Source organism: Hymenobacter koreensis, assembly GCF_039541855.1.
GTDB lineage: Bacteria > Bacteroidota > Bacteroidia > Cytophagales > Hymenobacteraceae > Solirubrum > Solirubrum koreensis.
This window is the reverse complement of the sequence record NZ_BAABHA010000015.1, coordinates 674,845-699,034: the sequence shown is the minus strand read 5'-3', so window position 1 is coordinate 699,034 and position 24,190 is coordinate 674,845. Positions and strand designations below refer to the sequence as shown.

Here is a 24,190-nt window from a genome sequence, read left to right as displayed (position 1 = left end):
GATGCTTTCGTCCAGCCACACGGGGCCTGTACCGGTATTTGCGTTCAGCAGAATCGAGGAAAACCGCACAGCGGGTAATGGCGCAACGAGGTACAATCAGCCATTCAGCAAGGAACGTGGGGAAAAAGCCAGGCGACATTTAAAGCAAAAAGCCCGGTGCGGCGTCTGCTATTTCAAAACTGCTATACTGCTCATCCGTTCCGTTTCTGCACCTCAGCTCTTGCCGCTATGCCCACCACCGCTACGCTGACCATTGAGGACCTGGCCGAGGTACCGGCGTTTCAGGACCTGCCCCCCGACGTGCTGGCCTGGCTGCTGGCCCACGGCGAGCGGCGCGACTTCAGTCCTAACGAAACCTTTGTGCAGCCCGGCGAGCCGGCCGAGTACATGATGGCCTTGCTGCAGGGCAGCGTGCAGTTTTCGGTGGTGCGCAACGGGCAGCGCGAAGCTATTTTTCGGACTGAAAAGGGCACGGTAACCGGCGTGCTCCCCTATTCCCGGCTGCGCACCTTCGGCGGTTACGGCGTGGCACTGGAAGCCACCACCGTGTTTGCGCTGCACCGCAACTGGTTTCCCGAGCTGGAACGCGTAAGCCCCGAGCTGGTGCAGCGTTTAGTGGGCCTGATGAACGACCGCGCCCGCGAAGAAGTGCGCGGCCAGGAACGCGACGACAAGCTGCGCGCCCTGGGCAAGCTGGCCGCCGGCCTCGCCCACGAACTCAACAACCCCGTGGCCGCCATCAGCCGCGCCGCCGATACCCTGGCCAACCACGCCGCCGCCGAGCCCGAACTGCTAACCGCGCTGCTAGCTGCCCAGGTCCCGCTCGATACCCTCGCGCCGCTGCTCGCGCTGGCCAACCGCACGGCCATGCCCGGGGCCTCGCTCTCGGCCCTGGAACAGTCTGACCGCGAAGAAGAGCTCATCGATTGGCTGTATGCCCAAGGTATTGCCGACGCTACCGTGCTGGCCGGCGGCCTGCTCGCCGGCGGCCTCGAAGCCGACGACCTCGCGCCCGTACTCAGCGCATTGCCTGCTGCCGCCCGCACGCCAGCCTTGCGCTGGCTGGAGTTACAGCTTGGCAACCGCCAGCTCGTGCGCGACGTGAAACAAGCCTCGCACCGCATCAGCGAGTTGGTGGGCAACGTGAAAGACTACTCCCATATGGACCGCGCCGCCGGCCGCGTGCCCACCGATTTGCACGCCGGCATCGATAGCACCCTGGCCTTGCTGAGCTACCCGCTGCGCAAGCAGCGGGTGCGCGTTTCGCGCAACTACGCCCCGGGCCTGATGCTGGTAACCGGCCAGCCCGGCGCCCTCAATCAGGTATGGACCAACCTCATCGACAATGCCATTGACGTACTTCCCGAAGGCGGCGAGTTAACGATTAAAACCCGCCGCGACGGTGACCAGGTCTGCGTTTCCGTCATCGATAACGGCCCCGGCATTCCACCCGATGTATTGCCCCACATCTTCGAGCCCTTTTACACCACCAAGCCCGTTGGCGAAGGCTCCGGCCTCGGCCTCGATATTGTTCGCCGCATCGTACTCAGCCACAACGGCCGCGTGCAGGCCCTTTCCCAGCCCGGCCGCACCGAATTCTGCGTGTGGCTGCCTGTAAATGAGTAGTGGAACGGTTCACTGCCCTTCTCTGCTGAGGCCGAGACGCCGTGGCAAAGCCGTGGCAGGGGTGGTTGACAATCGTTGTTGACAGTAGCCAGCAACCTTACGCAGAAGCACCTCCTGCCGAGAATCGTAGCAGAAACAACTTGCGCGCTGTTGCCGGGTACAGTTCTTCCGCCCACCGAATGCGGTACGCCCAGCCATAACCCCTTAACTACACAACACCCATTGCCCGCAAGGGCCCTTCCCTCACTCCGCGCCTCTTCCGCTTCACCCATGGAAAAGAAACCCGTACTCCTGGTAGTCGACGATGATCCGCAAGTCCTGTCGGCCATCGACCGCGACCTGCGCAGCGAATTCCGGCGCGACTACCGCATTCTGCGCGCCAATTCCGGCACCGAAGCCCTGGAAGCCTTGCATCAGCTGAAAACCCGCGCCGAGCCGCTGGCCCTGGTACTGGCCGACCAGCGCATGCCCGACATGGAAGGCGTGCAGCTGCTGGAGCAAGCCCGCACGCTTTTTCCCGAAGCCAAACGGGTGCTGCTTACCGCCTACGCCGACACCGAAGCCGCCATTCGCGCCATTAACGACGCCCGCCTCGATTACTACCTCATGAAGCCCTGGGACCCACCCCAGGACCTGCTCTACCCCACGCTTCACGACTTGCTAAGCGCCTGGCAGGCTACCTACAAACCGCGTTTTAGCGGCGTGCGGCTGGTGGGCTTTCAATGGTCACCACTTTCGCACGAGCTGAAGGATTTTCTGGCGGCGCACATGGTGGCGTTTCAATGGTACGATTTCGAAACCAACCCCGAGGCCCCGGTCCTGCTGGCCAGCACGGGCTACTCGCCCAGTGAATTGCCCGTGGTGCTGGGCGCCGACGGCCAAACCCTGGCTCAACCCAGCCGCGGCGCGCTAGCCGAGTTGCTGGGCCTCTCGCGCAAGGCCTCGCAGGAGCTGTACGATGTGGTAGTCATCGGGGCTGGGCCGTCGGGGCTGGCGGCAGCCGTGTACGGGGCTTCCGAAGGACTGAAGACGCTTATTATTGAACGGCAGAACCCCGGCGGGCAGGCCGGCACCAGCTCGCGCATCGAAAACTATCTGGGCTTTCCCACCGGCCTGAGCGGGGCCGAGTTGGCTCACCGGGCCTGGGCGCAGGCCGTACGGCTTGGGGCCGAGTTTCTGCTGTCGCAGGAAGTAACCAAGCTCTGTGTTCAGGACCAGTACAAGGTGCTCACGCTGGCCGACGGCAGCGAGGTGCGTACCCGCGCCGTGGTGATGACGCCCGGCGTTAGCTACCGGCAGCTAGAGGTGCCGGGCATAGAGCACCTCACCGGCGCAGGCGTGTACTACGGCGCGGCCCGCACCGAGGCCCGCTCCTGCGGCGACCAGGACGTGTACGTGGTAGGCGGCGGCAACTCGGCGGGGCAGGCGGCCATGTACCTGGCCACCTACGCCCGGCGGGTGTTCATCGTTATCCGGGGCGAGTCGCTGGCCGCGTCCATGTCGGCATACCTGATTGAGCAGATTGGGCGCACCCCCAACATCGAGCTGCTGCCCTTCACCGAAGTGCAGGAAGTGCGCGGGCAGGACCATCTGGAGGAAGTGGTGCTGCGCCAAAACCGCACGGGCGAGGTGCAAACCCGGGCGGCGCGGGCGCTGTTCGTGTTCATTGGGGCCAAGCCCAGCACCGAGTGGCTCTGCGACGTGCTGCTGTGCGACGGCAAAGGCTTTGTGCTGACGGGCCGCGACCTGGTGGCCGACCCGCGCTACGCCGGCCAGTGGAAACGCGGGCGCGAACCGTTTGCCCTCGAAAGCAGCGTGCCCGGCATTTTCGCGGCCGGCGACAGCCGCGCCGGGGCCATGGCCCGGGTGGCGTCGGCCGTGGGCGAAGGCTCCATGGCCATCAAGTTCGTGCACCAGTACCTCGACGAGTAACTCACTCTACTTCCACTGGCAAACCCAATACAAAACTCCGGCTGGCTTTGCCAGTGCCGGCAGCTAAACCGTGCCCCGTTTCGGCAGCTGTGCCTGTTGCTCGCGGCAAGTTGGCGAGTGTTTTAAGCAGCACCGCAAGTTCCGGTCAGTTCACTTTATGGCGCGCCAAACAGCTTGACTTTAAACCAGCTAGCCTAAGGGCTTAAGCTCGTCGGCAAGGTGAATATCAATGAGCTTGCAACCTTACACAACTACTTAGTAATCATACCCCTGTCAGAGCCCGAAATTTATTTTCACAACCTCTTGCATATTAGTCAATATTAATTAAACAAAGTATAGACTTAGCCGGTATATGCAGACGGCAAGAATATGCTATTACCCATTCCTCAGCTGATTTTGTGCGGCCGCTATGAACCCTCTCTCCTCACTAATACGGCCCGTTGCGCGGCTTTTGCGCGGCATAGTGCCGGCCCTGTTTTTTCTTCTCTTTTCCGGCTGCGACCTGTTAGAGTTCAGCCCCAACGAAACCCGGTCGCCGGCTAAGTACCGCGACCTGACGCGCAAGAACCTGGAAGCCCTGGCGGCCAAGCCCAACCCCTCGGGCGGCGACACCTTGCGCTTCGTGTTTATCGGCGACTCGCAACGCTTTTACGACGAGGCCGAGGAATTTGTAAAAAGCATCAACCGCCGCCGCGACGTGGCCTTCGTGGTTATTGCCGGCGACATTTCCGATTTCGGCATGGGCCGCGAAATGCGCTGGGTAGATGAGCGCCTGCGCAAAATGAACATCCCGTACCTCACCGTTATCGGTAACCACGATTACGTGGCCAACGGCCGCGGCGCGTACGAAACCATTTACGGCCCGCTGAATTACACCTTTACGTACGCCGACACGCGCTTTGTGCTGGTGGATACCAACGGCCGCGAGGTAGGCTTTAACGGCTCGGTGCCCGATATGTCGTGGGTAAACCGCACCCTGGCTACCTCGGGCGGGGCCCGCCGCCAGATTGTGATGAGCCACGTGCCCCCCACCGACGGCGACTTCGACCCGCAGCTGGTGGGGCCTTACGTACAGGCCCTTGAAAATGCGCCCGGCCTGGTGTTTCAGCTGAACGGTCACCAGCACGATTTCAGCGTGCGGCAGCCTTACGAAAATGGCATCACGTTCGTGAATTCGTACAGCTTTGAAAAGCGCGAATACGTGGTGTTTACCCTGTGGGGCGACAAGGAATTCAAGCTTGAAACCGTTTCATACTAATGCGCGCGCTCCTGCTTTCCTTGCTGCTGGCCGCCGGGCTGCCCGCCGCCGCATTCGCCTTCACCGATCCGCCACTTGGCACCACGGCTACCGACGCGCCTACCGATAAACCGAAAAAAGAAACCGGGCTGCTGGCCCAGCCTTGGTACCGCCCGCACCATGCCATTGCCCAAATTGCGGGCGGGCAGGGCATGGCAACCGTGGGCGTCGGCTACACCGCTTTCCGCAACCGCCTCGATGTGGACCTGCTAGCGGGCTACGTGCCCCGCAAGTACAGCATTACGCCCATGGGCATTTTCACGGCCAAGATTACGTACTCGCCCTGGACGCTGGACCTGGGCAATTCGCGCTGGCAGGCGAAACCCCTCTCGGTGGGTGGGCTGCTGAACTATACCGCCAGCCGTGGCTTGGTTGCTACGCAAGACAATAAGTACCCCAAGGGCTACTACTGGTGGCCTTCGCACTGGCGCATGGGTGCATTTGTGGGTGGCCGCCTGGGTTACGCCCTGCCCAACAAAGCCAACGGCCAGCCCCGCACCGCCTCGTTCTATTACGAGCTGGGCACCAACGACATTTACCTTGTTAGCTGGTTCAATAACCGCAAAGCCCTCAGCGCCCTGGACATTGCCACGCTGGCCCTGGGTGTTAAGGTGGACTTGTAACCCGTTACTCGAAGCTTGTAAAAAAGCGCCCCTCCTTTTCGTTAAGGAGAGGCGCTTTTTCGTCCTGGCTAGCGGGCAGTGGCTTGCAGGTACTCCCGGCGGGCTTCGTCTAGTTCGTGAAGCACGGTGGCGCGCTGGCGGAACAAATCTTCCACCACGGCGGGCTGCCGGCGGAACAGGCGGTAGAGGCGCAGGCGCTCCAAGCGGTCGGCGAGGCGGTTCCAGTAGCTGAGGGCGTAAAAACCGGTAACGGGTAAACTCAGCAGGTATAACATGGCCAGTCCGGCGCTGCCGCTCAGGCGGTACACCAGCCAGGTTTGCAGCGGGTACAGCACCCCAAAGGAAAACATGCCGGTAACCAGCATAATGGGTGCTATAAACTCTACCTCATTGGTGAGGCGCTTGGCTACCTGCGAGGGAATAATGTAGGGCATGTAATTATTCACGGCCCCGTACACATACACAGGAAAGCCGAGCAGCAGTTTGGCGGCCGTGGTAACACCGCGCCAAGCGCGCTGCTGCGGGGTGCCGCGGCGCATGGCTTCGTCGCTGAGGCGGTGTTGCTTGAGGTTGGCTTCGTACTGCTGCACGTGCTGGCGCAGGGCGGCGAAGTGTTCCGGGTCGTGGTGCTCGTACCAGGCCACGGCGCGCAGCAGCAGGCGGGTGAGGCGGAAGTTTTCGAGGGGCGTGGCCGCGTCGTTGTGCTCGGGCACGAGGTACTGGCCGAACGTGGCTTCCACCCGGCGCACGAGGTCGTCTTCGTCGTCGTCGCGGGTAATAACGAGCCGGCTTTCCAAGCGGCGGCGCAGTTCCTCGGTGAGGGCATCGGCCGCCTGCTCGGGGTCTTGGCGGTAGAGGTCGGCGTAGTCGGCTACGCGAATGGGCTCGGCGGTATTCACCAGGGCATCGGAGCGGAAACGGCGCGGGTCGGAGTAGTTCAGGCCCACAGGCAGGATGCGCACATCAAGGGCGAAGTCGCGGCGAGCGGCGGCGCCCAAGGCAATGCGGGCGGCCCCGGTTTTCAGCGGCCGCAGCCGCCGCTCCGAAACACTGCTGCCCTCGGGGAAAATCATAATGGCGCCGCGGGCGTCGAGGTGGTCGTAGCAGCGGGCGAACATCTGCTCGTTGCGGCGGGCCATTTCGGCGGGAGTTTCGCGGGCGTCGCCGGTTTCGGCGTCCTGGCGGCGGTACACGGGAATGCACCGCGACACTTCCATAAACCAGCGCGACACCGGGTTCTGGAAAAACGTGCTTTTGGCCAGAAACGCAATTTGCTGTTTGCGGTGCGCCGCTACCAGCAGCGGGTCCATAAGCGTGTTGGGGTGGTTGGCGGCAATAACCAGCGGCCCCGGCGTGTTTAGGCGCTTGGGGTGGTGCAGCTGCAGCTGCCGAAAAAACACGCGAAGCGCCAGTTGCACCGGCGGCTTCACGAGAGAGTAGAAAAGCGACATAGAAGCGAAACGGGCGGCACGTGCGCGGCGGCTGAAACCCGGCGCAGCCCACCCTGGTGCAGATTACGGCATTTTAAGCGAAATGCTTGGGTACGGGGCGTGAAAGGCGGCTTTCGGCGTGACAATACTATACTCTGAACTGCTGCTGCATGAATTAACCGGCTGGCTACCTTGTTTGTACTACCGCGCTGTTACGCCTACTTACACACACCGCCAACTACTGCGTGCCCTTGCTGCTCCCCTGCCGGAGCCGGGCGCAGCCGTTGGCGGTTTTGCTTTTTCCACCATTGCATGATTTATCCTTTCACTCGCCTGCATAAAGTCCGATGCAACTCGGCACTCAGGGCTGTTAATGCCCATTCAACACCCATTAATGGCGGCGTCAGCGTTTCTGTAATGTCTGATGTGCCGCCCGATTGTTTTGGGTACGGCCCGGGCAGGCAGCATCTTTCCACCCGCTACCGTTGCTTCGTTCCCACACGAGTTCCTGCGCCCATGAAACCGCCAGTCATTTCCCACCTGCTCCTGAGCCTGCTGCTGTGCGCCGGCTGCAAAAAAGAGAAAACGCCGCTCGAAACGCTGCCGCCCGCCACGCAAACGGGCCAGAACCGCGCCGGCTGCCTCATCGACGGCCAGGCCTGGCAGCCCGCGTACGTCTCCTCCACTTCTTCCGGCAACCCGTTCTTTGTTTCCTGGCGCCGCCGGCCATCCGGCTATGCACTTACACTGACGATGATGCGCATCACTAATAGTCAGAACATGCGGCTAGTGTTTTGGGTACCGAACATCCGCCGCGCAGGCACGTTCGCGCTGGACCAAACGGCCGACCCGCGCATCACCAGCGCCAACCCGCCTTATGGTCAGTTCATCGATTACGAACCCTTTCCCGGCCGCGACTACCTGACCGGCCCCGCCGCCGCGGGCACGCTCACCATCACCCGCTTCGACACGGTGGCGCGCATCGTCTCGGGCACCTTCGAGCTGACGCCCCAGACCGACGACGGGCAAACGGTGCGCCTCACCGACGGCCGCTTCGACGTGACTTTTTAAACCTTGTTGCGCTACCCGTCACGCCAGCCAAAGGCAACGACGCGTCGTATAGCCCGTACCGTTTTTCAGTATTGATTGCTTTCTTCTCCCGCTAACCCGGTTGCGCATGGCCTCTTCGTCTACTCCCACGTCGGTTTCGTTTGGCACCGCGCCCACGGGCGAGGCCGTGCCGCTGTTCAGCCTCGTTAACGCCCACGGCACCGAGGCCCGCATTACGCCTTACGGCGGCATCCTCACCCATCTGTTCGTGCCCGACCGCCACGGCAACCTCTCCGATGTGGTGCTGGGTTTCGACTCGCTTGAGGGCTACCTGAGCCCGGCCTACCAGCAGGCCAATCCCTACTTCGGAGCCCTCATTGGGCGCTACGCCAACCGCATTGCCAACGGCCATTTCACCCTCGATGGGCATACTTACCAGCTGGCGGTAAACAACGGCTCCAACCACCTGCACGGCGGCACCCGCGGCTTCAACCAAGTGATGTGGAACGCCACCCCGCACCTGGCCCCCGACGGCAGCCCGGCCCTGCGCCTGGGTTACCACAGCCCCCACGGCGAGGAAGGCTACCCCGGCACCCTACACCTGGAGGTAGAGTACGTGCTCTGCGCCGACAACAGCCTGCGCATTGAGTACCGCGCTTCCACCGACCGCGCCACGCCCCTGAACCTGACGCAGCACAGCTACTTCAACCTCGCCCACGGCCAGGTGCCCAACGCCCTCGGCCACGAGCTGACCATTCCCGCCGACCGCTACACCGTGGTCGACGACACGCTGATTCCCACCGGCGAGCTGCGCGCCGTGGCCGGCACGCCCTTCGATTTCCGGGAGCCCACCGCCATTGGGGCGCGCATCGCCCAGGTGCCCGGCGGTTACGACCACAACTGGGTGCTGCCCGCGCCGCTGGCGCCCTCGGGCCTGCACCGCGCCGCGTTTGTGTACGAGCCCACCAGCGGCCGGACGCTCACGGTGCTTACCAGCCAACCCGGCATACAGTTTTACGCCGGCAATTTCCTCGACGGCTCGCTAGTGGGCAAAGACAACGTGCCCTACACCCAGCACTACGGTTTCTGCCTGGAAACCCAGCACTTCCCCGATTCGCCCAATCACCCCGCGTTTCCGGGCACCATTCTGCGCCCTGGGCAGGTATTTCGGTCTACCACCGTGTACCGGTTCGGCGTGCGGGCCGAAGCGTAGCCGCCTTGTAGCAACAAGACTCTACCGTTACAGCATCTGACGGGCCTGTTTCCGTTCGCATAGCCGTGGCTGTCTTTCAGCCAGTCAGGTCAGTCATTCACCCAAGAAGCCCACGCAACGCGCTGGGCCGGTAGTAGCTTTGAGACGAAGTTGATGTCCGAGGTACTGCGGTGGTTCCGCCGCCCGGTGCAATGGCTTCGCTACCTACTGGCGCCAGGTGTGGAGACACCGGGGAAGGTTTGAAACCGTTGGTTTTGGCTACGGCAATAGTAGGTAGGGTGGAATTCGGCCATAGTCAGCCCTGGCTGTGGTGCCGCTGGGACAAGGAAGTTAGGGTGAATGGACTTTGCACCAGGGGCCAGGGCCGCTGCTTTCGAGCAGCGGCTTTTTGCGTTTGATGGGCAGAGGCCGTATTCTATTCCGCCGTGCTGCTCCGTCTCGAAAGCCTAACGGCGGCTTCACGCTGGGGTAATATACCGGCTGCACCTTTGCCCCGGGAAACAGAAACGCTTTGGTGAGTGAAACACGTTCCTGGTGAGTGGAGCCCCGGCTAGTGACCGGGGCTTTTTGTTGCGTTACAATGTCGGAATCCGTAGCTGCCTGCTAACCGGGTGCGGCGGCAGCAGCGTAACCTTCCGGCCCGCGGCGGGGTACATTCTAGCCTACCACAACCAACCTCCTAACGACTCGCTGCTATGGCCAATTCCCCGAATTCCCGCCGCTCACACCACCAGGACGACCACCGCGCCGGCCAACGCCACAACGACGAGGACGACCACGGCGCACCGGCCTCCCGCAACGCCCCCAACGCCCGCAACCGCCCGAACGATTTCGGCGGACAGTCGGAGAACCGGCCCCGGGGTTACGAAGGCGACTACCGCGGCGGCAATGACCGCGGCCGCCAACAGGAAGCCGACAACTACCGCAACGGTCCGCAGTACTACGACTCGCACAACGACCCGCAGCGCCCGCACTACGACCCGCGCTCCAACTACGATTTCGACAACTCGCGCCACGGCTACAGCAACTACGGCATTGCCGGCCGGCCCGGCAGCGCCGCCCGCCGCCTCGAAGACGACGATGCCGACCTGCGTCGCCGGCGCGAATCGAGCCGCGAGGCCAACTACCGCTACCAGAACGAGCCCGACTCGGCGCGCTACGGCGCCATGTACGAGCGCGACACCCGGGGCTGGTCGAGCCCGCAACCGCGCGACGACAACCGCAACGATTACCGTGGCACCAGCTACGAACGCGCCCGCGGCGGCCAGGAATCATACGGCTCTTATTCCGACCGTTACGACCAGGGCGAGGAGCGTACCCGCCCCGCCGATAACCGTCGCCCCAACTCCCGCGACACCGACGGGCAGCCCGAACGCCGCTACGATGGTAGCAACCGCAACGGCCGCCGCTCGGACTTCGGCTACGGCGACGACTATTCCAGCAGCCTCTACGACGACGAAAGCCGCAACCGCACCAACCGCGGCTACGACCACCACGACGATGACCAACGCCGCCGCAACGACCGTGACGACCGCAGTGACCGGTTTGGTGAGTACGGCGCTGGCAGCCAGCGGCGATAATCGGCTTTGCTGCATTGGTAATCAAGAGGCCCGGCAAAATGCCGGGCCTCTTTCGCGTTTATAAACCAGTTGGTAGCCAGTTCAATTGCCCGGATTTGCCCGCTAAACAGGCCACGTGTAGACACACATTTGGCCGGTAGCCTGCAACTATGCTCTTTCAGATTCTGGACATGGAAGCCTTGCTCTTATGCAACATGAACTGGGCGGCCTTTTGCCCGCATCTGCCGCTGTGACTCTGCTTCTTTTATATGACACTACTCATTAAGTCGACGAACATCAGGCACCAAATTATTTAATAAAACCCATATACATTCTATTTTTCACAATAGCAACCTCGTGCATGAGCGGTCTAAGTAGACTTTTTGGCTAGTAGACAAAACGCCCTTGCAGGCTACAAGAGGCTTTTTACGTCTTCGGCGAAAGAAAGTTTTATATTTTTTATTGATTTAATACCTAAGTTATTACCTTATGACAAGTCATAGAGTATTTCTGCCTTAAAACTGCCCTAATCACCTTGCTCGAATTCCCCGCTTAGACGCTGGGCAGGAATTCCTATGCGCTTACCGAAACGGTTTCAACACCTTAACTCGCTTGCCCCCATGAACACACCTTTACACTATTCACTTTGGAGAGAAACAAGTAAGATCCACCGCGTTTTCTTTCTCCTGTTCTGCCTTACTATACCCCAGATTTCTTTTGCCCAAGTCCATCAGTTTGTTCAACAACCAACGGATAAAACAGTATGCGTTGGTGGGCAGGCCTCCTTTACTGTATCTGCATCTCCTATTGCGGGAGTCAATGCTTCCTTGGGTTATCAATGGCAGGTAAACACGGGAACTGGAGCTTTTAACAACTTACAGAACAACTCTATATACAGTGGCAGTAGCACATCCGTTTTGACGGTATCAAATGCTTTAGCCGCGATGCACAATTATGAATATCGATGCATTGCAAAACAGTCCAACATCACAACCTTTTCAAGTGTAGCCAAACTTACGGTCTCCGAAGTTTCGGTTGGCGGCTCAATCAGAGGGTCTACAACCATTTGTACGGCAAGTGGCATCAGCCGTTCACTAACTTTAACTGACCATAGAGGTGAGGTGTTGAAGTGGGAGCAATCTGTTGACAATGGGAATACCTGGACTTTTATCAGCAATACGACTCCTACGCATTCGTATTCGGGTTTAACGGCAACTACTCAGTTCAGGGCTTTGGTTCAGAATGGAGCTTGCGCTACTGCTCTATCACAACCTGCTACTATAACTATAGACCCCACAGTTGGCACACCTGTTTTTACATCGGGCAACACGTCTTCGCGCTGCCAAGCGGGCGGTACCGTTACCTACAGCGCCACGGCTACCAATGCAACCGGCGTTTCGTACGGCTTGGACGCAGCATCGGTAGCTGCGGGCAACAGCATAGTAGCTTCTTCCGGAACTGTAACCTACGCGGCTGGCTACAGCGGCACCAGTGTTATTACGGCCAGCGCGGCAGGCTGTAATGGTCCGATTACCGCCACGCATACGGTTACGGTGCTGCCACTGCAGACCTATTTCCTGGACAACGACGGCGACACCTTCGGCAAAGCGGCGGCATCAGTTCAAGCCTGCTCCGCTCCCTCGGGCTACGTTAGCAACAGCAACGACTGCGACGACGACAGCAGAGCTGTGTACCCCGGCGCATTGGAAGTGTGCGGCAATGGCATTGATGACAACTGTAATGGGCAGATTGACGAAGGCTGCGCCCCAATTATCACGGCCGTATCGCCTGCATCGGGGGCCGTTGGGGCCAGTGTAGCGGTTAGTGGCAGCTTGTTCACTGGCGCCACAGCGGTACGCTTTAACGGTGTATCGGCCGTTTACACGGTGAACAGTGACGCCAGCATTACGGCAACGGTACCTGCGGGAGCAAGTTCTGGCCAGATCAGTGTGGTTACCCCAAACGGAATGGGCGTGAGCAGCACGTCGTTTACTGTGTTGGTACCACCTACAATTGAGTTTGCCGACATCAGCAAAATGTATGGCGACGCCGGGTTTACTGTTTCGGCAACTTCCAACTCGGCAGGTACCATAACCTACTCACTGGCCTCGGGCAGCAGCGCCACGGTTTCGGCAAGCGGCCAGGTACTTATTACTGGGGCTGGCACTGTCACTATTAAAGCGTTACAGGTTGCCAGTGGCAGCTACCTTGCAGCTGAGAGAACTGCTACCCTTTCAATTTCTCCCGCGCCGCTTACGATTACGGCCAATAGCCGTAGCAAAACATACGGTGACTTGGTCAACTTCGCAGGCACCGAATTCACGCCTACTGGCCTAGTTAACGGCAACACGGTAACCAGCGTGACCCTTAGCAGCACAGGTGCTGCCCGCACGGCTTCCGTAGCCGGTTCGCAGTATGAAATTACGCCGGATGCGGCGACAGGAACGGGTCTGGAGAACTACACCATTCGCTACGTTTCCGGCAGTTTGACTGTCATTCCCAAAGAGCTGACCATAACGGCGAATAACCGCTCTAAGGTTTACAACCAAGCACTGGTGCTTGGCACTTCTGCCTTTACCACTACCGGCTTGGCAAATAGCGAAACCGTGGGCAGCGTTACACTGACCAGCACGGGTGCTGCAGCAACAGCAAGTGTGGACGGGGGACCATACACCATTGTCGCATCGGGAGCCAGCGGAGGCACTTTTACAGCGGACAATTACGACATAACCTACGTCAGCGGGCAATTAACCGTGGACCAGGCAATAGCCGAAATTGTGCTCAGCAATACGGAGCGCACTTACACCGGTTCGGCGTTGGCAGCCACAGCTGCTACCGTTCCGGCGGGCCTGAGTGGCGTAACGCTGGCTTATTTCCAGGGAACCGGCGCAAGCCGTACGGCAGAGCCAGCGCCTACTGCTGCGGGCGACTACGCCATTGAGGCAACGCTTGACAATGCGAACTACAAGCTTGCCGATGGAACTACGCCGGTAACCGGCACGCTTCGCATTGGAAAGGCTACGCCAACGGTTAGCTGGTTGCCCACGCCGCTGGCAGCCATCGGCTACGGAACCACACTGGGCGGGAAACTAACGGCATCGGCCAGCTTTAACGGCCAAGTACTGCCCGGTGCTATTACCTACTCCCATACCGGAGGAAGCAACGTTACCGAGGCCACTGTACTGGCTGCAAAAACTGGAGCTTATGGCCTAACTGCCGCTTTTGCCCCGAATGACACCCGCAACTTCAATTCCGCTTCTACCACAAACAGTATTGTTGTAAACCGGGCAACGCAAAGCATCACGTTTGCCAACCCCGGTGCCAAAACGTTTGGCGACGCGGCGTTTGACCTGGGCGCCACGGCATCCTCGGGACTTACTGTTAGTTACAGCATTGTTGCCGGCAACGCTTTTGCCAGCCTTAACGGCAATATGCTTTCCATTTCTGGTGCCGGCAGCGTAACGGTGCGGGCTACCCAGCCTGGCAACGACAACTTTGAAGCGGCCGAAGCACAGGACCGGACCTTTATCATTGCTCCGGCCGGGCAGAGCATTTCGTTCGGCCCATTAACTGACAAAACCTACGGCGCCGCACCGTTTATGGTCAGTGCCAGCGCACCGGGCGGCCCCGTGACATTCAGCATTACCGAAGGCAACACCTTTGCCAGCATCAGCGGCAGCACCATCACCATTACCGGTGCCGGTACGGTGGTTGTACGCGCTTCGCAAGCAGGCAGTGCCAATTATAACCCTGCCGCCAACGTAGACCAGCGCTTCACGGTGGATAAGTTCACCCCAACCATTACGCTTACCGTGGGCGGGCCTTACCTGTACAATGCCTCGGCCCACTTTGTGCAAAGCGCAACGGTAAGCAGTGTAAATGATGATGTGCTGGTGCCTGCCGTGAGTTACTCGCTAGCCGGCAACCCCGAAACAGCACCTACCAACGCGGGTAGCTACGGCGTGCTGGCAACCTTTGCAGGCAATGCGAACTACAATCCGGCCCTAGCGGCCACTGGTACGCTCGTCATTGGCCGGGCACCCGCTACCATTGCGCTAACCGCCGCCGACTTGACTCAAACTTATACCAATTCACCAAAAACGGTACGCGCCTCTGCTACACCACCGGCGGCGGGCGTGCAAGTAGCCTACAGCCAACATGCCGCTCCCGTTATTCCGCTTAACGCCGGCGACTACGTGGTAACGGCAACCCTCACCAATGCTAACTACCAATTGGTAAATGCCAGCAACCAACACATTGCAAGCGTAACCGGTCTGCTTGCCATTGGCAAAGCCACACCTGCTGTTGCTCTAAACATTGCCTCGTCTTACACTTATACGGGCAGTAATCAGGAAGTAAGCGGCAGCGTAACAGGCGTGGACAATGTTAGTCTGGGTGCCGCCTCGGTTACTTACAAAGCCGCCGGCGCCGCCGATTTCAGCGCGACCAAGCCGCTTAACGCCGGGACTTACGCAGTAAAAGGTTCGTATGCCGAAACCGATAACTACCTGCCCGCGGCCATTACGGGCAGCATGACCATCGACAAGGCCACCGCGACGCTTTCTTTCGACGCATCCAGCTTAACGGCTACCTATAACGGCCTTGTACATCCGGCATCGGCTGCCACCAGCCCCCAAGCAAACGGCGCTAACCTAAGCGGGGTAGGCCTGATGTACACCGGAACAGACAACAACCAGGCAGCCTACGGTCCTAGCACCACAGCCCCAATTAATGCCGGCACCTACACCGTCACCGCTTCGCTGAACAACCCGAATTACCAAGCTGCCAATATCCAAGGCACGATGACGATTGGCCGGGCCGCAGCGAGTATTTCGGTAGTGGTGGGCGGCCCCTTTGTGTACACCAACACCGCCAAAGCGGTAAGCAGCGCCACGGTCCAAGGTGTCACGGTCAACCAAACCGTCCAGCAGCTGGGTAATGCAGTTGTGGTTTACCGGCAGGGCGGCGCAAATGTCACCCCCATAGACGCCGGCACTTACGAAGTACATGCTTCCTTCGCAGGCAATGGCAACTATGAGCCTGCTGCTAACCGTTCAAACACGCTTTCCATTGGCAAAGCCACGGCCAACGTTACCGTAGTGGGCAGTTCCACCATTTACGATGGCCTCGAACACGGTGCGACAGGCAACGCAACCGGTGTGAATGGAATCAGCCTGAACAGCTCGTTGAACTTGGGCGCCCGGTTCACGGATGCACCCGGTGGAACAGCCAGTTGGGTCTTTTCCGGTGGCACCAACTACTTCGACCAAAACGGTAGCGTAAACATTGCCATTGGCAAGGCCACACCCACGGTGGCACTTCACTTGAACCCCACAGGGTACACGTACACGGGCAGTTCACAAGCCGTAACGGGGAGCGTAACTGGCATAAACGGCGCAGATTTAGGAGCCGCCGTAGTTACCTACCAGCCTTCGGGCGCTAGTGGGTTCAGTGCCACTGCTCCCCTGAATGCCGGCACATACGCGGTGAAAGGCGCTTACCCCACTAGCACCAACTACCTGGCCGCCGAAACAAACGGCAGCATGACCATAGGCAAGGCCTTGGCTACCATTTCGTTTGGCAACCTAGCCCATACGTACACCGGAGCGGTAAAGGCAGCCAGCGCTGTTACTGAACCAGTTGGACTGGGTGTGGTAGCAATCAAGTATTACCAAACGGTGGGGGGCATCAAAACAGAGGTGCAGCCTATTAATGCCGGCACCTACGCCGTAGAAGCAACCTTAACCAACAACAACTACCAGCTGGGTGCTTCCAACAACCCCACCACCGGTTTGCTCACCATTGCCAAAGCCGACCAAAGCATTGCGTGGGATACCCCTGCTAACATTACCTACGGCACCCTGCTAAACGGCACCCAACTAAACGCCAGAGCCAGTGGCGTGGCCGGTGGTTCAGCAGCCGGCGGCCTGACTTACTCGCCCGCCTCGGGCGCTGCTTTGGGTGCCGGCAACCACACGCTGAGCGTTAGCGCAGCCGCTACCGACAACTATAACGCAGCGTCTAAAACTGTACAGCTAACGGTAAACCCGGCTGTGCTGCTGGTAACTGCCGACAACAAGGGCAAAACCTACGGCGACGCAAATCCTCCGCTCACGGTGAGCTACAGCGGGTTTGTGCTTGGCCAATCGGCAAACGTATTGACCACCGCCCCCACTCCCGCCACCACTGCCACTACCGCTAGCGGGCATGGCAGCTACGATATTACGGTGAGTGGCGGCGCGGCTACTAACTACAGCTTCACCTATGCCAAGGGCACACTTACCGTGGGCAAGGCGGCGTTGTTGGTAACTGCTAACAACCAAAACCGGACTTACGGAGCTGCTAACCCTGCGCTTACCGGTACGCTTGTGGGAGTGAAGAACAACGACGCCATTGCGGCCAGCTACACCACCTTAGCAGGTCTAACTACGGGCATCGGTCAGTACCCCATTGTGGCCGCGGTGGTAGCCTCCGAGGAGATACTCAGCAACTACAACCTAACCCCCACCAACGGCACCTTAACCATTGGCAAAGCCGCCTTGGCCGTGCGTGCCGACAACCAGCAAAGAATGTACGGCGTGGATAACCCCACGCTTACCGGGGTGCTTACCGGCGTGCTGAACGGCGACGACATTGTGGGGGCTTTCAGTACCCTTGCTTCGAAGTACACCAACGTGGGCACGTACCCCATTGTGGCCGATGTAACGGCAACTCCCGCCGTGCTCAACAATTACACTCTGACGCCGACCAACGGCACGCTTACCATCATTCCGCAAACCTCTAACCCGGTAGCCGACACGTACTACATCGGCTCCAGCTTCTTCTGGACCACCGGCCCGAACAGCAGCACCGCTACCCTGAACCTGGTGGCTACCCTGAAGAACAACGCCAACTTCGACGGTGACATCAGAACTGCCCGGGTGTCCTTCTTCATTCGTAGCGGCCAAACCCGTATTCCAATTAACGGCGCGCAAAACCTGCCCGTAGGCCTGGTAAACCCCGGCGACCTGAGCACGGGTACCGCTGCCGTTAACGTGCAGTACAACATCAGTGGCCTGGCTTCCATCCTAAACATTGGCGTGGAAGTAACCGGCAATTACCGCAACAACCCCAACGACCCTTCTACCGACAAAGAGGTAATGGTGGCGGCACCTACCCCTGGCGGCCTAATTGCCGGTGGTGGCTCGTTTACCAATACCGGCTCGGCGGGGTATATCAAAGGTTCGGCGGGCTATGCTTTCTACGTGCAGTACAACAAGAGCATGAAGAACCCGCAGGGCGGCGCGGAAATAACCGTGAAGAGCTACTACGACCGCAACGGTGTACTCACCTCCGTACCGCACACTTACAAACTGAAGAGCAATGCCATTTCGGTGCTTGCCGTAACCAGCCCGAGGGCTCAGTTCAGCAGCAAGGCCAACGTAAAGGAAATTGTGAACGGTGTGGAGGTAAGCATAGAGGGCAACTGCACCATGCAAATGGAAATGTTCGACAGCTTCCAGAACCCCTCCGCAACCCTGGATAGCCTGGCCGTTACGGTATACCGCAGCAACGGTGGCATTTGGTACTCCAGCAACTGGAAAGCCGTTAAAACGGCTCAGCGTAGCGTAGTTGCTCCCGACTGCATTACGGTAACGGGCAGCGGCAGTGCCTCGCGCACGCCGGGCGAAACCACGGCGCCACTTGCGGCATCCGCTGCTCCGGCCAAAGCCGCACCTGCGCAAGGCGCAACCACCAACTTACTGGAGCTCTACCCAAACCCCATGACGGAACGTGCGACCATCCACTTCCAAACTCAGAAAGGTGGAAAGGTGCAAGTGTACCTGTACAATCAGCTGGGTGTTCTGGTAGCCACACTCTTTAACGCTGAGGTGCAAAGCGGACAGGAGCACTACCTAACGTTGGAACGCAAAGACCTGCAAACGGGAGTATACTTCTGCCGTCTGATCATCAACGGTCAAGTAATCAACCAACGCATTGCCATATCAGCGCGGTAAGCCGCCGGTGAACTGAGAGTAGCGAGCAACCTACCGGCAACTGAGCTATTCAAGCCTTCTAAAAAGCCCTCTGCTTGGTGGCAGAGGGCTTTTTGTTTGACTAACGCACCTAATTCAAGTACCGACGAGGCGTTACGTGGGGTTTTCAGCCCCTGGGCTCGGGCGCATGTACAGACTACGCTGAAACACGTACCGTGCCTCCCGTTAAGCCAATAGTAAACGCGGTGCGGCCGGTATCCGGTGCCGTAGCCAGGCTGAATGCGAAGCCGTGTTGCAGTAGGATGTCGCGCACCAGCGTAAGGCCGATACCCTGCCCGTCGCGCTTGGTACTGAAGAAGGGCGTGAACAGGCGTGTCTGCGCTTCGGAGGAAATACCGGGCCCATCGTTTTCGATAACCAGGGTGGGCGGTTGCGCCGTGGTGCGTACCCACACGTTGCCGTTTTCGCCAATGGCTTCGAGGGCGTTTTTGCAGATGTTGAGCAGGGCCTGCTCCAGCTGCTGCCCATCGAGCGGCACGAACAACGGCCCGGGCGCCAGTTCCCAGTGCCACTTGATGCCGCGCTTCTCGCTTTGCACCTGCAGCAGTCGGCAGGTCGATTTCAGCAGCTCGTGCACGTCGGTGGGGCGCGGCGTGGGCGGCGGCAGGCGTACCAGGTTGGCGAAGTTGGCAATGAAGTTGGCCAGGTGCGTGCTGCGATTCACCGACACTTCCAAGGCCTCCGTGAAGTCGGCGCGGTCTTCGTCGCGCAGCTGCGGGGCGTAGTAGTGGAAGCTTTGCAGAATGGAGTTAACGGCCCCAATGGAGTTGTTAATCTCATGCGACATCATGCGAATAAGCTTTTCGTAGGCCTGTTTCTCCTGCCGAATCAGGTCCTGCGTCAGCTCTTCAATCAGGATGAAGTAGCGCGTGAAACCGCGGTCCAAGAAATGCGAGGTGCTGGCCCGGTAGGTTTGCACGCCCGAAAGCTGCACCACCCGCGGCTGGCCCGGTTCCAGCACCGCTAGCGTACTGCCCCAGGCGCCGGGCAGCACGGCCGGCGTTTGGCCCTGCAACGCCGCGGCGGGCTGCTGCAGGTAGCGTTCGGCCGCGGGATTTACGGCCTCTATGGTCCCATCGAAAGTGAGCAGCAGAATACCGGCCGGCGAGGCATTGATGAGCCGCTCCAACAGGTAGTTTTTCTCCTGCTGGCTTACCCGCTCCTGCCGCAGCTCGTCAATCATGTGGTTGTAGGTATCGATGAGCTGGTCCATTTCGGGCTGGCCTACGGGCAGAAACTTCATGGTAAAGTCCCGGTCCCGAATGGCCTCGGTGCCGGAGGCAATGAGGTTGAGAGGCCGCACAAAGCCCCGGTACAGCTGCACGCTAATGGCAGCCGTAATGAGCAGCAGCACTTCCGTGCCGAAGAACAGCGGTAGGTTGGTCTCGCGGAACTGGAACGCCAGCCCCGCCAGCGCCGCGTGAATGATAACAACGAACAGAATGTACTTGGTACGAAGGCTCATAGGCAGCGCCCGGGGCGGCTACTGCGCCGCGTCGTAAGGAATGTTGAATTTCTCTAAGCGGCGGTACAGCGCGCCGCGGCTTAGCCCTAAGGCCTTGGCCACGCGCGAGAGGTTGCCGGCGTAAAAGTCCACCGTTTTGCGGATCATCTGGGCCTCTATTTCGTCCAGGGTCATGGCACCCACGGCGGGCAATTCACCCTCGGCGGCTTTCACGGTAACCTTCTGGGTTTGGGCCTGAAAATCCTCGGGGCCCAACTCGTCTTTGCCGCTTACCAATACGGCCCGCTCCACCAGGTTTTTCAGCTCCCGAATGTTGCCCGGCAGTGGTTGTTCGCGTAGCCAGTGCAGGGCACGGGTGCCCACTTTCAGGGCCGGACGGTTATAAGTGGTGCGCAGGTTTTGCACGAAATGCTGCACCAGCAGGGGCACGTCGTCGGGCCGTTCGCGCAGGGCGGGCAGGCGCACGGTAATCAGGTTGATGCGGTAGAATAGGTCTTCGCGGAAGCGGCCTTCGCGTACCATCTCGGCCAGGTTGCGGTTGGTGGCGCAAATCACCCGAATGTCGAGGGAGCGAGGGCGCGAGTCGCCCAGCACTTCGTAGGTGCGGTCTTGCAGCACGCGCAGCAGTTTTACCTGGCTGCCCAGGTCCAGCTCGCCAATTTCATCGAGGAAAATGGTGCCGCCGTTGGCCATTTCAAAGCGGCCTTGGCGGTCGGTTTTGGCATCGGTGAAGGCGCCGCGGCGGTGCCCGAACATTTCGCTTTCGAACAGCGACGCAGAGATGCCGCCCAAATTCACCTTCACAAAAGGCTTGTTGCGGCGGTGGGAGTTTTGGTGCACGGCTTCGGCAATGAGTTCCTTGCCCGTGCCCGATTCGCCTTCGATTAGCACCGAGGCATCGGTAGCGGCCACCTGGCCCACGTTGCGCAGTACGTGCAGCAGTTGGGCGTCCTGCCCCACAATGCTCTGGAAGTGGTACTGTTTATCGAGCTGCCGGCGGGTGGGGTTTACATCGTCGTCGGCGTGGGCCGCGGTGGTTTCGGCTAGGCTGATGACGGTGCGAATGGTTTGCAGCAGCGAGTCGTTGTTCCAGGGCTTGGTTACGAACTCGGCGGCGCCGGCCTTCATGCCTTCCACGGCCAGCGTAATAGAACCCCAGCCGGTAATGAGAATAACCGGCACCTGCGGCGTGGCGCGCTTTACCTGCGCCAGCAGGTGCAGTCCGTCCTGGCCCGAGGTATCGAGCGAGTAGTTCATGTCCATGAGCACGAGCTCCGGCGCGGCTTCCTGCACCACGCGCAGCGCGTCTTCGGGCGTGGCTACGGCCTGCGTAGCGTAACCGGCCTGCTTGAGCAGCAGCCCCAGGGAGGTGCGCACCGCAACGTCGTCGTCAACAATCAGAATCATGGGTAACGGGCTAGGCTGCGAAGGAAGGAATTTGAAAGGGGAAACAGAAGCTGCACGGCCGCAAATACTCCCGCCAGGCAAGAGCAATGCGGCCGTGCAGCGGTTATTCTTCGCGCAGCGAAACGGCGGGCTGAATAGCGGCGGCCATACGGCTGGGCTGGAAAGCACACACGGCCGTAAGGGTGAAAATGAGCGCGGTGGCCAGCGCCATGCCCGAGAGGTACACCGCCGGGGCTACATCGAGCACGCCCAGCAGCGGAAACTGCGCGGCCAGCAAACTGCCAACCAATACACCCAACGTGGTTACCACCAGCATTTCGCCCAGGAACTGGGCGCCAATGCCTTGGCCGGTAGCCCCAAAGGCTCGGCGCAAACCTATTTCGGCGCGGCGCTGGCTGATGTTGTACCACAGCACCCCAAACAAGCCCAGGGCCACGTTAATGATGAGAAACACACACACCAGGCCCAGGGCGTACAGCGGCGTGAGTACAAACTTAAGCTTGTTCTGGCGCAGCTTGTTGAGCGTTTCCACGTTCGTCGACCAGCCTTTGGTTACGGCCTTCACTTCCTTCACCAGCTGCTGCTCCAGCACCGCGCCGCTGCCGGGTTGCACCCGAATGAGCAACAGCGGCTGCTCGGAAGGGTGAATGGTATCGGCTAAGGTATTGCGCACAAAAAAGCTGGGGTCGTTGGCGGCAAAGTCGTTGCCCGAACGGTAGTTCTCTATTACGCCTACTACTTTGTATTTGTCGGCGCCCTCCCGGTCGGCTAGTACCTTGCCCACGGCGGACTCGTCGCCGAAAACCTCGTTGGCAAACCGGCGGTTCACGATAATTGGTGTGTGGGTGGCCGCGTTGTCGCGGCGGTCGAACCAGCGGCCCTCCGTTACCGCCATTTGCAGCACGTTCTCAAATTCGTCGTCGGCGTCGTAGTGCTCCGAAACGGGGCTTTGCTGCTTCTTGTACCACAGGTGGGTGTTGTGGGTACTGAACGAAAACGGCGAGTTATTGCGGGTCCGGCTTACTTCCACCACGCCCGGTGTGGCCCTTAAGCGCTGCATGAGCTGTTCCACGACGGCGTTACGGTCGGTGCTGTCCTGGCCGGGGGTGAGCTGCATTTCCCATACGTTCTGGTACTCGAAACCCATGGGCTGGCGGTAGTTCATGTAGTTATAGAGCAGCAGGCTGCTGATGACAAACAGCACGAAGAACGACAGCACGATTTCGCCGATGAGCAGGAAGTTGGACCGCTTGCGGTTCCAGATGAGGGTGAACAGGTGGCGGATCATTTGCTGTTGCCCTTCAGGGCCTGTACGGGTTGGAGACGAGACATTTTAAGGGCGGGGTACACGCCCGACAGCACCCCGAACACCAGCGTTAGCAGCAGAGCCCAGGCAAACACGCTCAGGTTAAGCTCGAACTGCGCGTAGGCAATCAGGTCGGAGTTGCTCAGGAGCTGCAGAGCTACGTAAGCCAGCCCCAGCCCCAGCAGGCCGCCAATGAAGGTGAGGAAGATGTTTTCCACCAGGAACTGCCCGATAAGCGCCGTGCCGGTGGCCCCAAAGGCCTTGCGCACGCCAATTTCGGAGGAGCGCTCCATGATGCGCGTTACGTTGATGTTCACCAGATTCAGCGCCGGCAGCGACATGAACAGCAGCGCCAATACTCCCAGAATGGTGCTGAACAGGACCATACCATTGTCGCCCGGGGAAGCAAAGCCCATGAGCTGGCGCGTGTACGAGGCCATGAGCGGATCGGCGTAAGCCGTTAGCTCTTCCATGCTTTTTGGATCGGGCAGCGGCACGCGCTTTACTATTTGGGCAAACTCGGCCTGCACGGCTTCCGTTTCGGCAGGGCTTTTGGCCAGCACAATGGCCAGGAACATCCCGCTCAGGTCTACCTGCTGCAGGTTAAACGTGCCGGTGGTTAGCGGCACCCACACGTCGGAATAGGAGTTGAAGCGGCTCACCGATACGTCGGCCACCACGCCCGCCACGCGGTAGTTGCGCTGGTCAATTTGAATGGTGCGGCCCACCACGCCGCGCGCCTGTCCAAAGTAATTACGCGCCGTGCTTTCGTTGATAACGGCCACCCGGGCGGCGCGGTCCACATCGTCCTTGGTGTAGGGCTTGCCTTCGAGGAAGGAAAACTCCAGCACGTCCCAAAACGCCCCGTCGGTGTACTTCAAATCGAGGTTCACTTTGCGGTTGCCCACGTAAGTCGGCGAGGAGTTGAACATCGAGCAGATGGTCACGTTCTCGGGGGTGCGCATGGTGCGCACGTACTTGTTGAGGAAGTAGTAGCTGGGCAGCGTGTTGCTATTGCCGCCGTCCTTGTACTTGAGGTGAACAAAGTTCACGAACAGAGTACGGTCGAGGCGGGATTCGGGCGCGTGGGAGCCCACGGCGTGGTCGAGGAAAGCCACCACCACCAGCAGCACCATGAGGGTAAAGCTGATGCCAAACAGGCTGATGAAGGTGAAGAGCTTGCGCCGCAGGAGCACCTTCCAGGCAATTTTCAGATAACTAAGCAGCATAACGCGGGCTGTTGAGA

The 24,190-nt window shown here is 59.8% G+C and carries 13 protein-coding genes; 8 read left to right on the top strand and 5 right to left on the bottom strand.

The annotated features are described in order from the left end of the window. Window positions 1-228 precede the first annotated feature (228 nt). The 4 genes from ABD903_RS22060 (at window position 229) to ABD903_RS22045 (ending at window position 5,478) form a co-directional block, all read left to right on the top strand. Window positions 229-1,626 carry a sensor histidine kinase gene (locus tag ABD903_RS22060; RefSeq protein WP_345227839.1) on the top strand — a complete coding sequence of 466 codons (1,398 nt, stop codon included), beginning with the start codon at window positions 229-231 and terminating at the stop codon, window positions 1,624-1,626. 270 nt (window positions 1,627-1,896) lie between these two features. After that, window positions 1,897-3,558 carry an FAD-dependent oxidoreductase gene (locus ABD903_RS22055; protein ID WP_345227837.1) on the top strand — a complete coding sequence of 554 codons (1,662 nt, stop codon included), beginning with the start codon at window positions 1,897-1,899 and terminating at the stop codon, window positions 3,556-3,558. A 409-nt stretch (window positions 3,559-3,967) separates the two neighbouring features. Further along, window positions 3,968-4,816: a metallophosphoesterase family protein gene (locus tag ABD903_RS22050; RefSeq protein ID WP_345227835.1), complete on the top strand. Its 849-nt coding sequence runs from the start codon at window positions 3,968-3,970 to the stop codon at window positions 4,814-4,816. Beyond that, window positions 4,816-5,478, top strand: coding sequence for a hypothetical protein (locus tag ABD903_RS22045; RefSeq protein ID WP_345227833.1), 663 nt, complete (start codon window positions 4,816-4,818; stop codon window positions 5,476-5,478). Before ABD903_RS22050 ends, ABD903_RS22045 begins: the two co-directional genes overlap by 1 nt. Window positions 5,479-5,546: 68 nt before the next feature. On the opposite strand, the gene ABD903_RS22040 is transcribed toward ABD903_RS22045, so the two are convergent. Beyond that, window positions 5,547-6,929, bottom strand: a complete 1,383-nt coding sequence (locus ABD903_RS22040; protein WP_345227832.1) for a lysophospholipid acyltransferase family protein — start codon at window positions 6,927-6,929, stop codon at window positions 5,547-5,549. A 495-nt stretch (window positions 6,930-7,424) separates the two neighbouring features. Between ABD903_RS22040 and ABD903_RS22035 the strand changes: the two genes are divergently transcribed. The 4 genes from ABD903_RS22035 to ABD903_RS22020 all read left to right on the top strand — a co-directional run bounded on the left by ABD903_RS22035 (window position 7,425) and on the right by ABD903_RS22020 (window position 18,727). Further along, the gene (locus ABD903_RS22035; protein ID WP_345227830.1) at window positions 7,425-7,979 is read left to right on the top strand and encodes a Riean_0653 family protein; all 555 of its coding nucleotides are present in this window, start codon (window positions 7,425-7,427) and stop codon (window positions 7,977-7,979) included. 106 nt (window positions 7,980-8,085) lie between these two features. Beyond that, on the top strand, window positions 8,086-9,171 hold the full coding sequence (locus ABD903_RS22030) for an aldose epimerase family protein (RefSeq protein ID WP_345227829.1): 1,086 nt from the start codon (window positions 8,086-8,088) through the stop codon (window positions 9,169-9,171). A gap of 695 nt (window positions 9,172-9,866) precedes the next feature. Then, a complete protein-coding gene (locus ABD903_RS22025; RefSeq protein WP_345227827.1) occupies window positions 9,867-10,751 on the top strand; it encodes a hypothetical protein in 885 nt (294 codons plus the stop codon). Window positions 10,752-12,136: 1,385 nt separating this feature from the next. After that, window positions 12,137-18,727, top strand: a complete 6,591-nt coding sequence (locus tag ABD903_RS22020; protein ID WP_345227826.1) for an MBG domain-containing protein — start codon at window positions 12,137-12,139, stop codon at window positions 18,725-18,727. Window positions 18,728-18,902: 175 nt separating this feature from the next. On the opposite strand, the gene ABD903_RS22015 is transcribed toward ABD903_RS22020, so the two are convergent. The 4 genes from ABD903_RS22015 to ABD903_RS22000 form a co-directional block, all read right to left on the bottom strand. Next, window positions 18,903-20,231: a sensor histidine kinase gene (locus tag ABD903_RS22015; protein ID WP_345227824.1), complete on the bottom strand. Its 1,329-nt coding sequence runs from the start codon at window positions 20,229-20,231 to the stop codon at window positions 18,903-18,905. 18 nt (window positions 20,232-20,249) lie between these two features. After that, a complete protein-coding gene (locus ABD903_RS22010; RefSeq protein WP_345227823.1) occupies window positions 20,250-21,638 on the bottom strand; it encodes a sigma-54-dependent transcriptional regulator in 1,389 nt (462 codons plus the stop codon). A 103-nt stretch (window positions 21,639-21,741) separates the two neighbouring features. Beyond that, window positions 21,742-22,926: an ABC transporter permease gene (locus ABD903_RS22005; protein ID WP_345227821.1), complete on the bottom strand. Its 1,185-nt coding sequence runs from the start codon at window positions 22,924-22,926 to the stop codon at window positions 21,742-21,744. Further along, the gene (locus ABD903_RS22000; protein ID WP_345227819.1) at window positions 22,923-24,173 is read right to left on the bottom strand and encodes an ABC transporter permease; all 1,251 of its coding nucleotides are present in this window, start codon (window positions 24,171-24,173) and stop codon (window positions 22,923-22,925) included. The genes ABD903_RS22005 and ABD903_RS22000 overlap by 4 nt, the downstream gene beginning before the upstream one ends. Window positions 24,174-24,190: the final 17 nt, after the last annotated feature.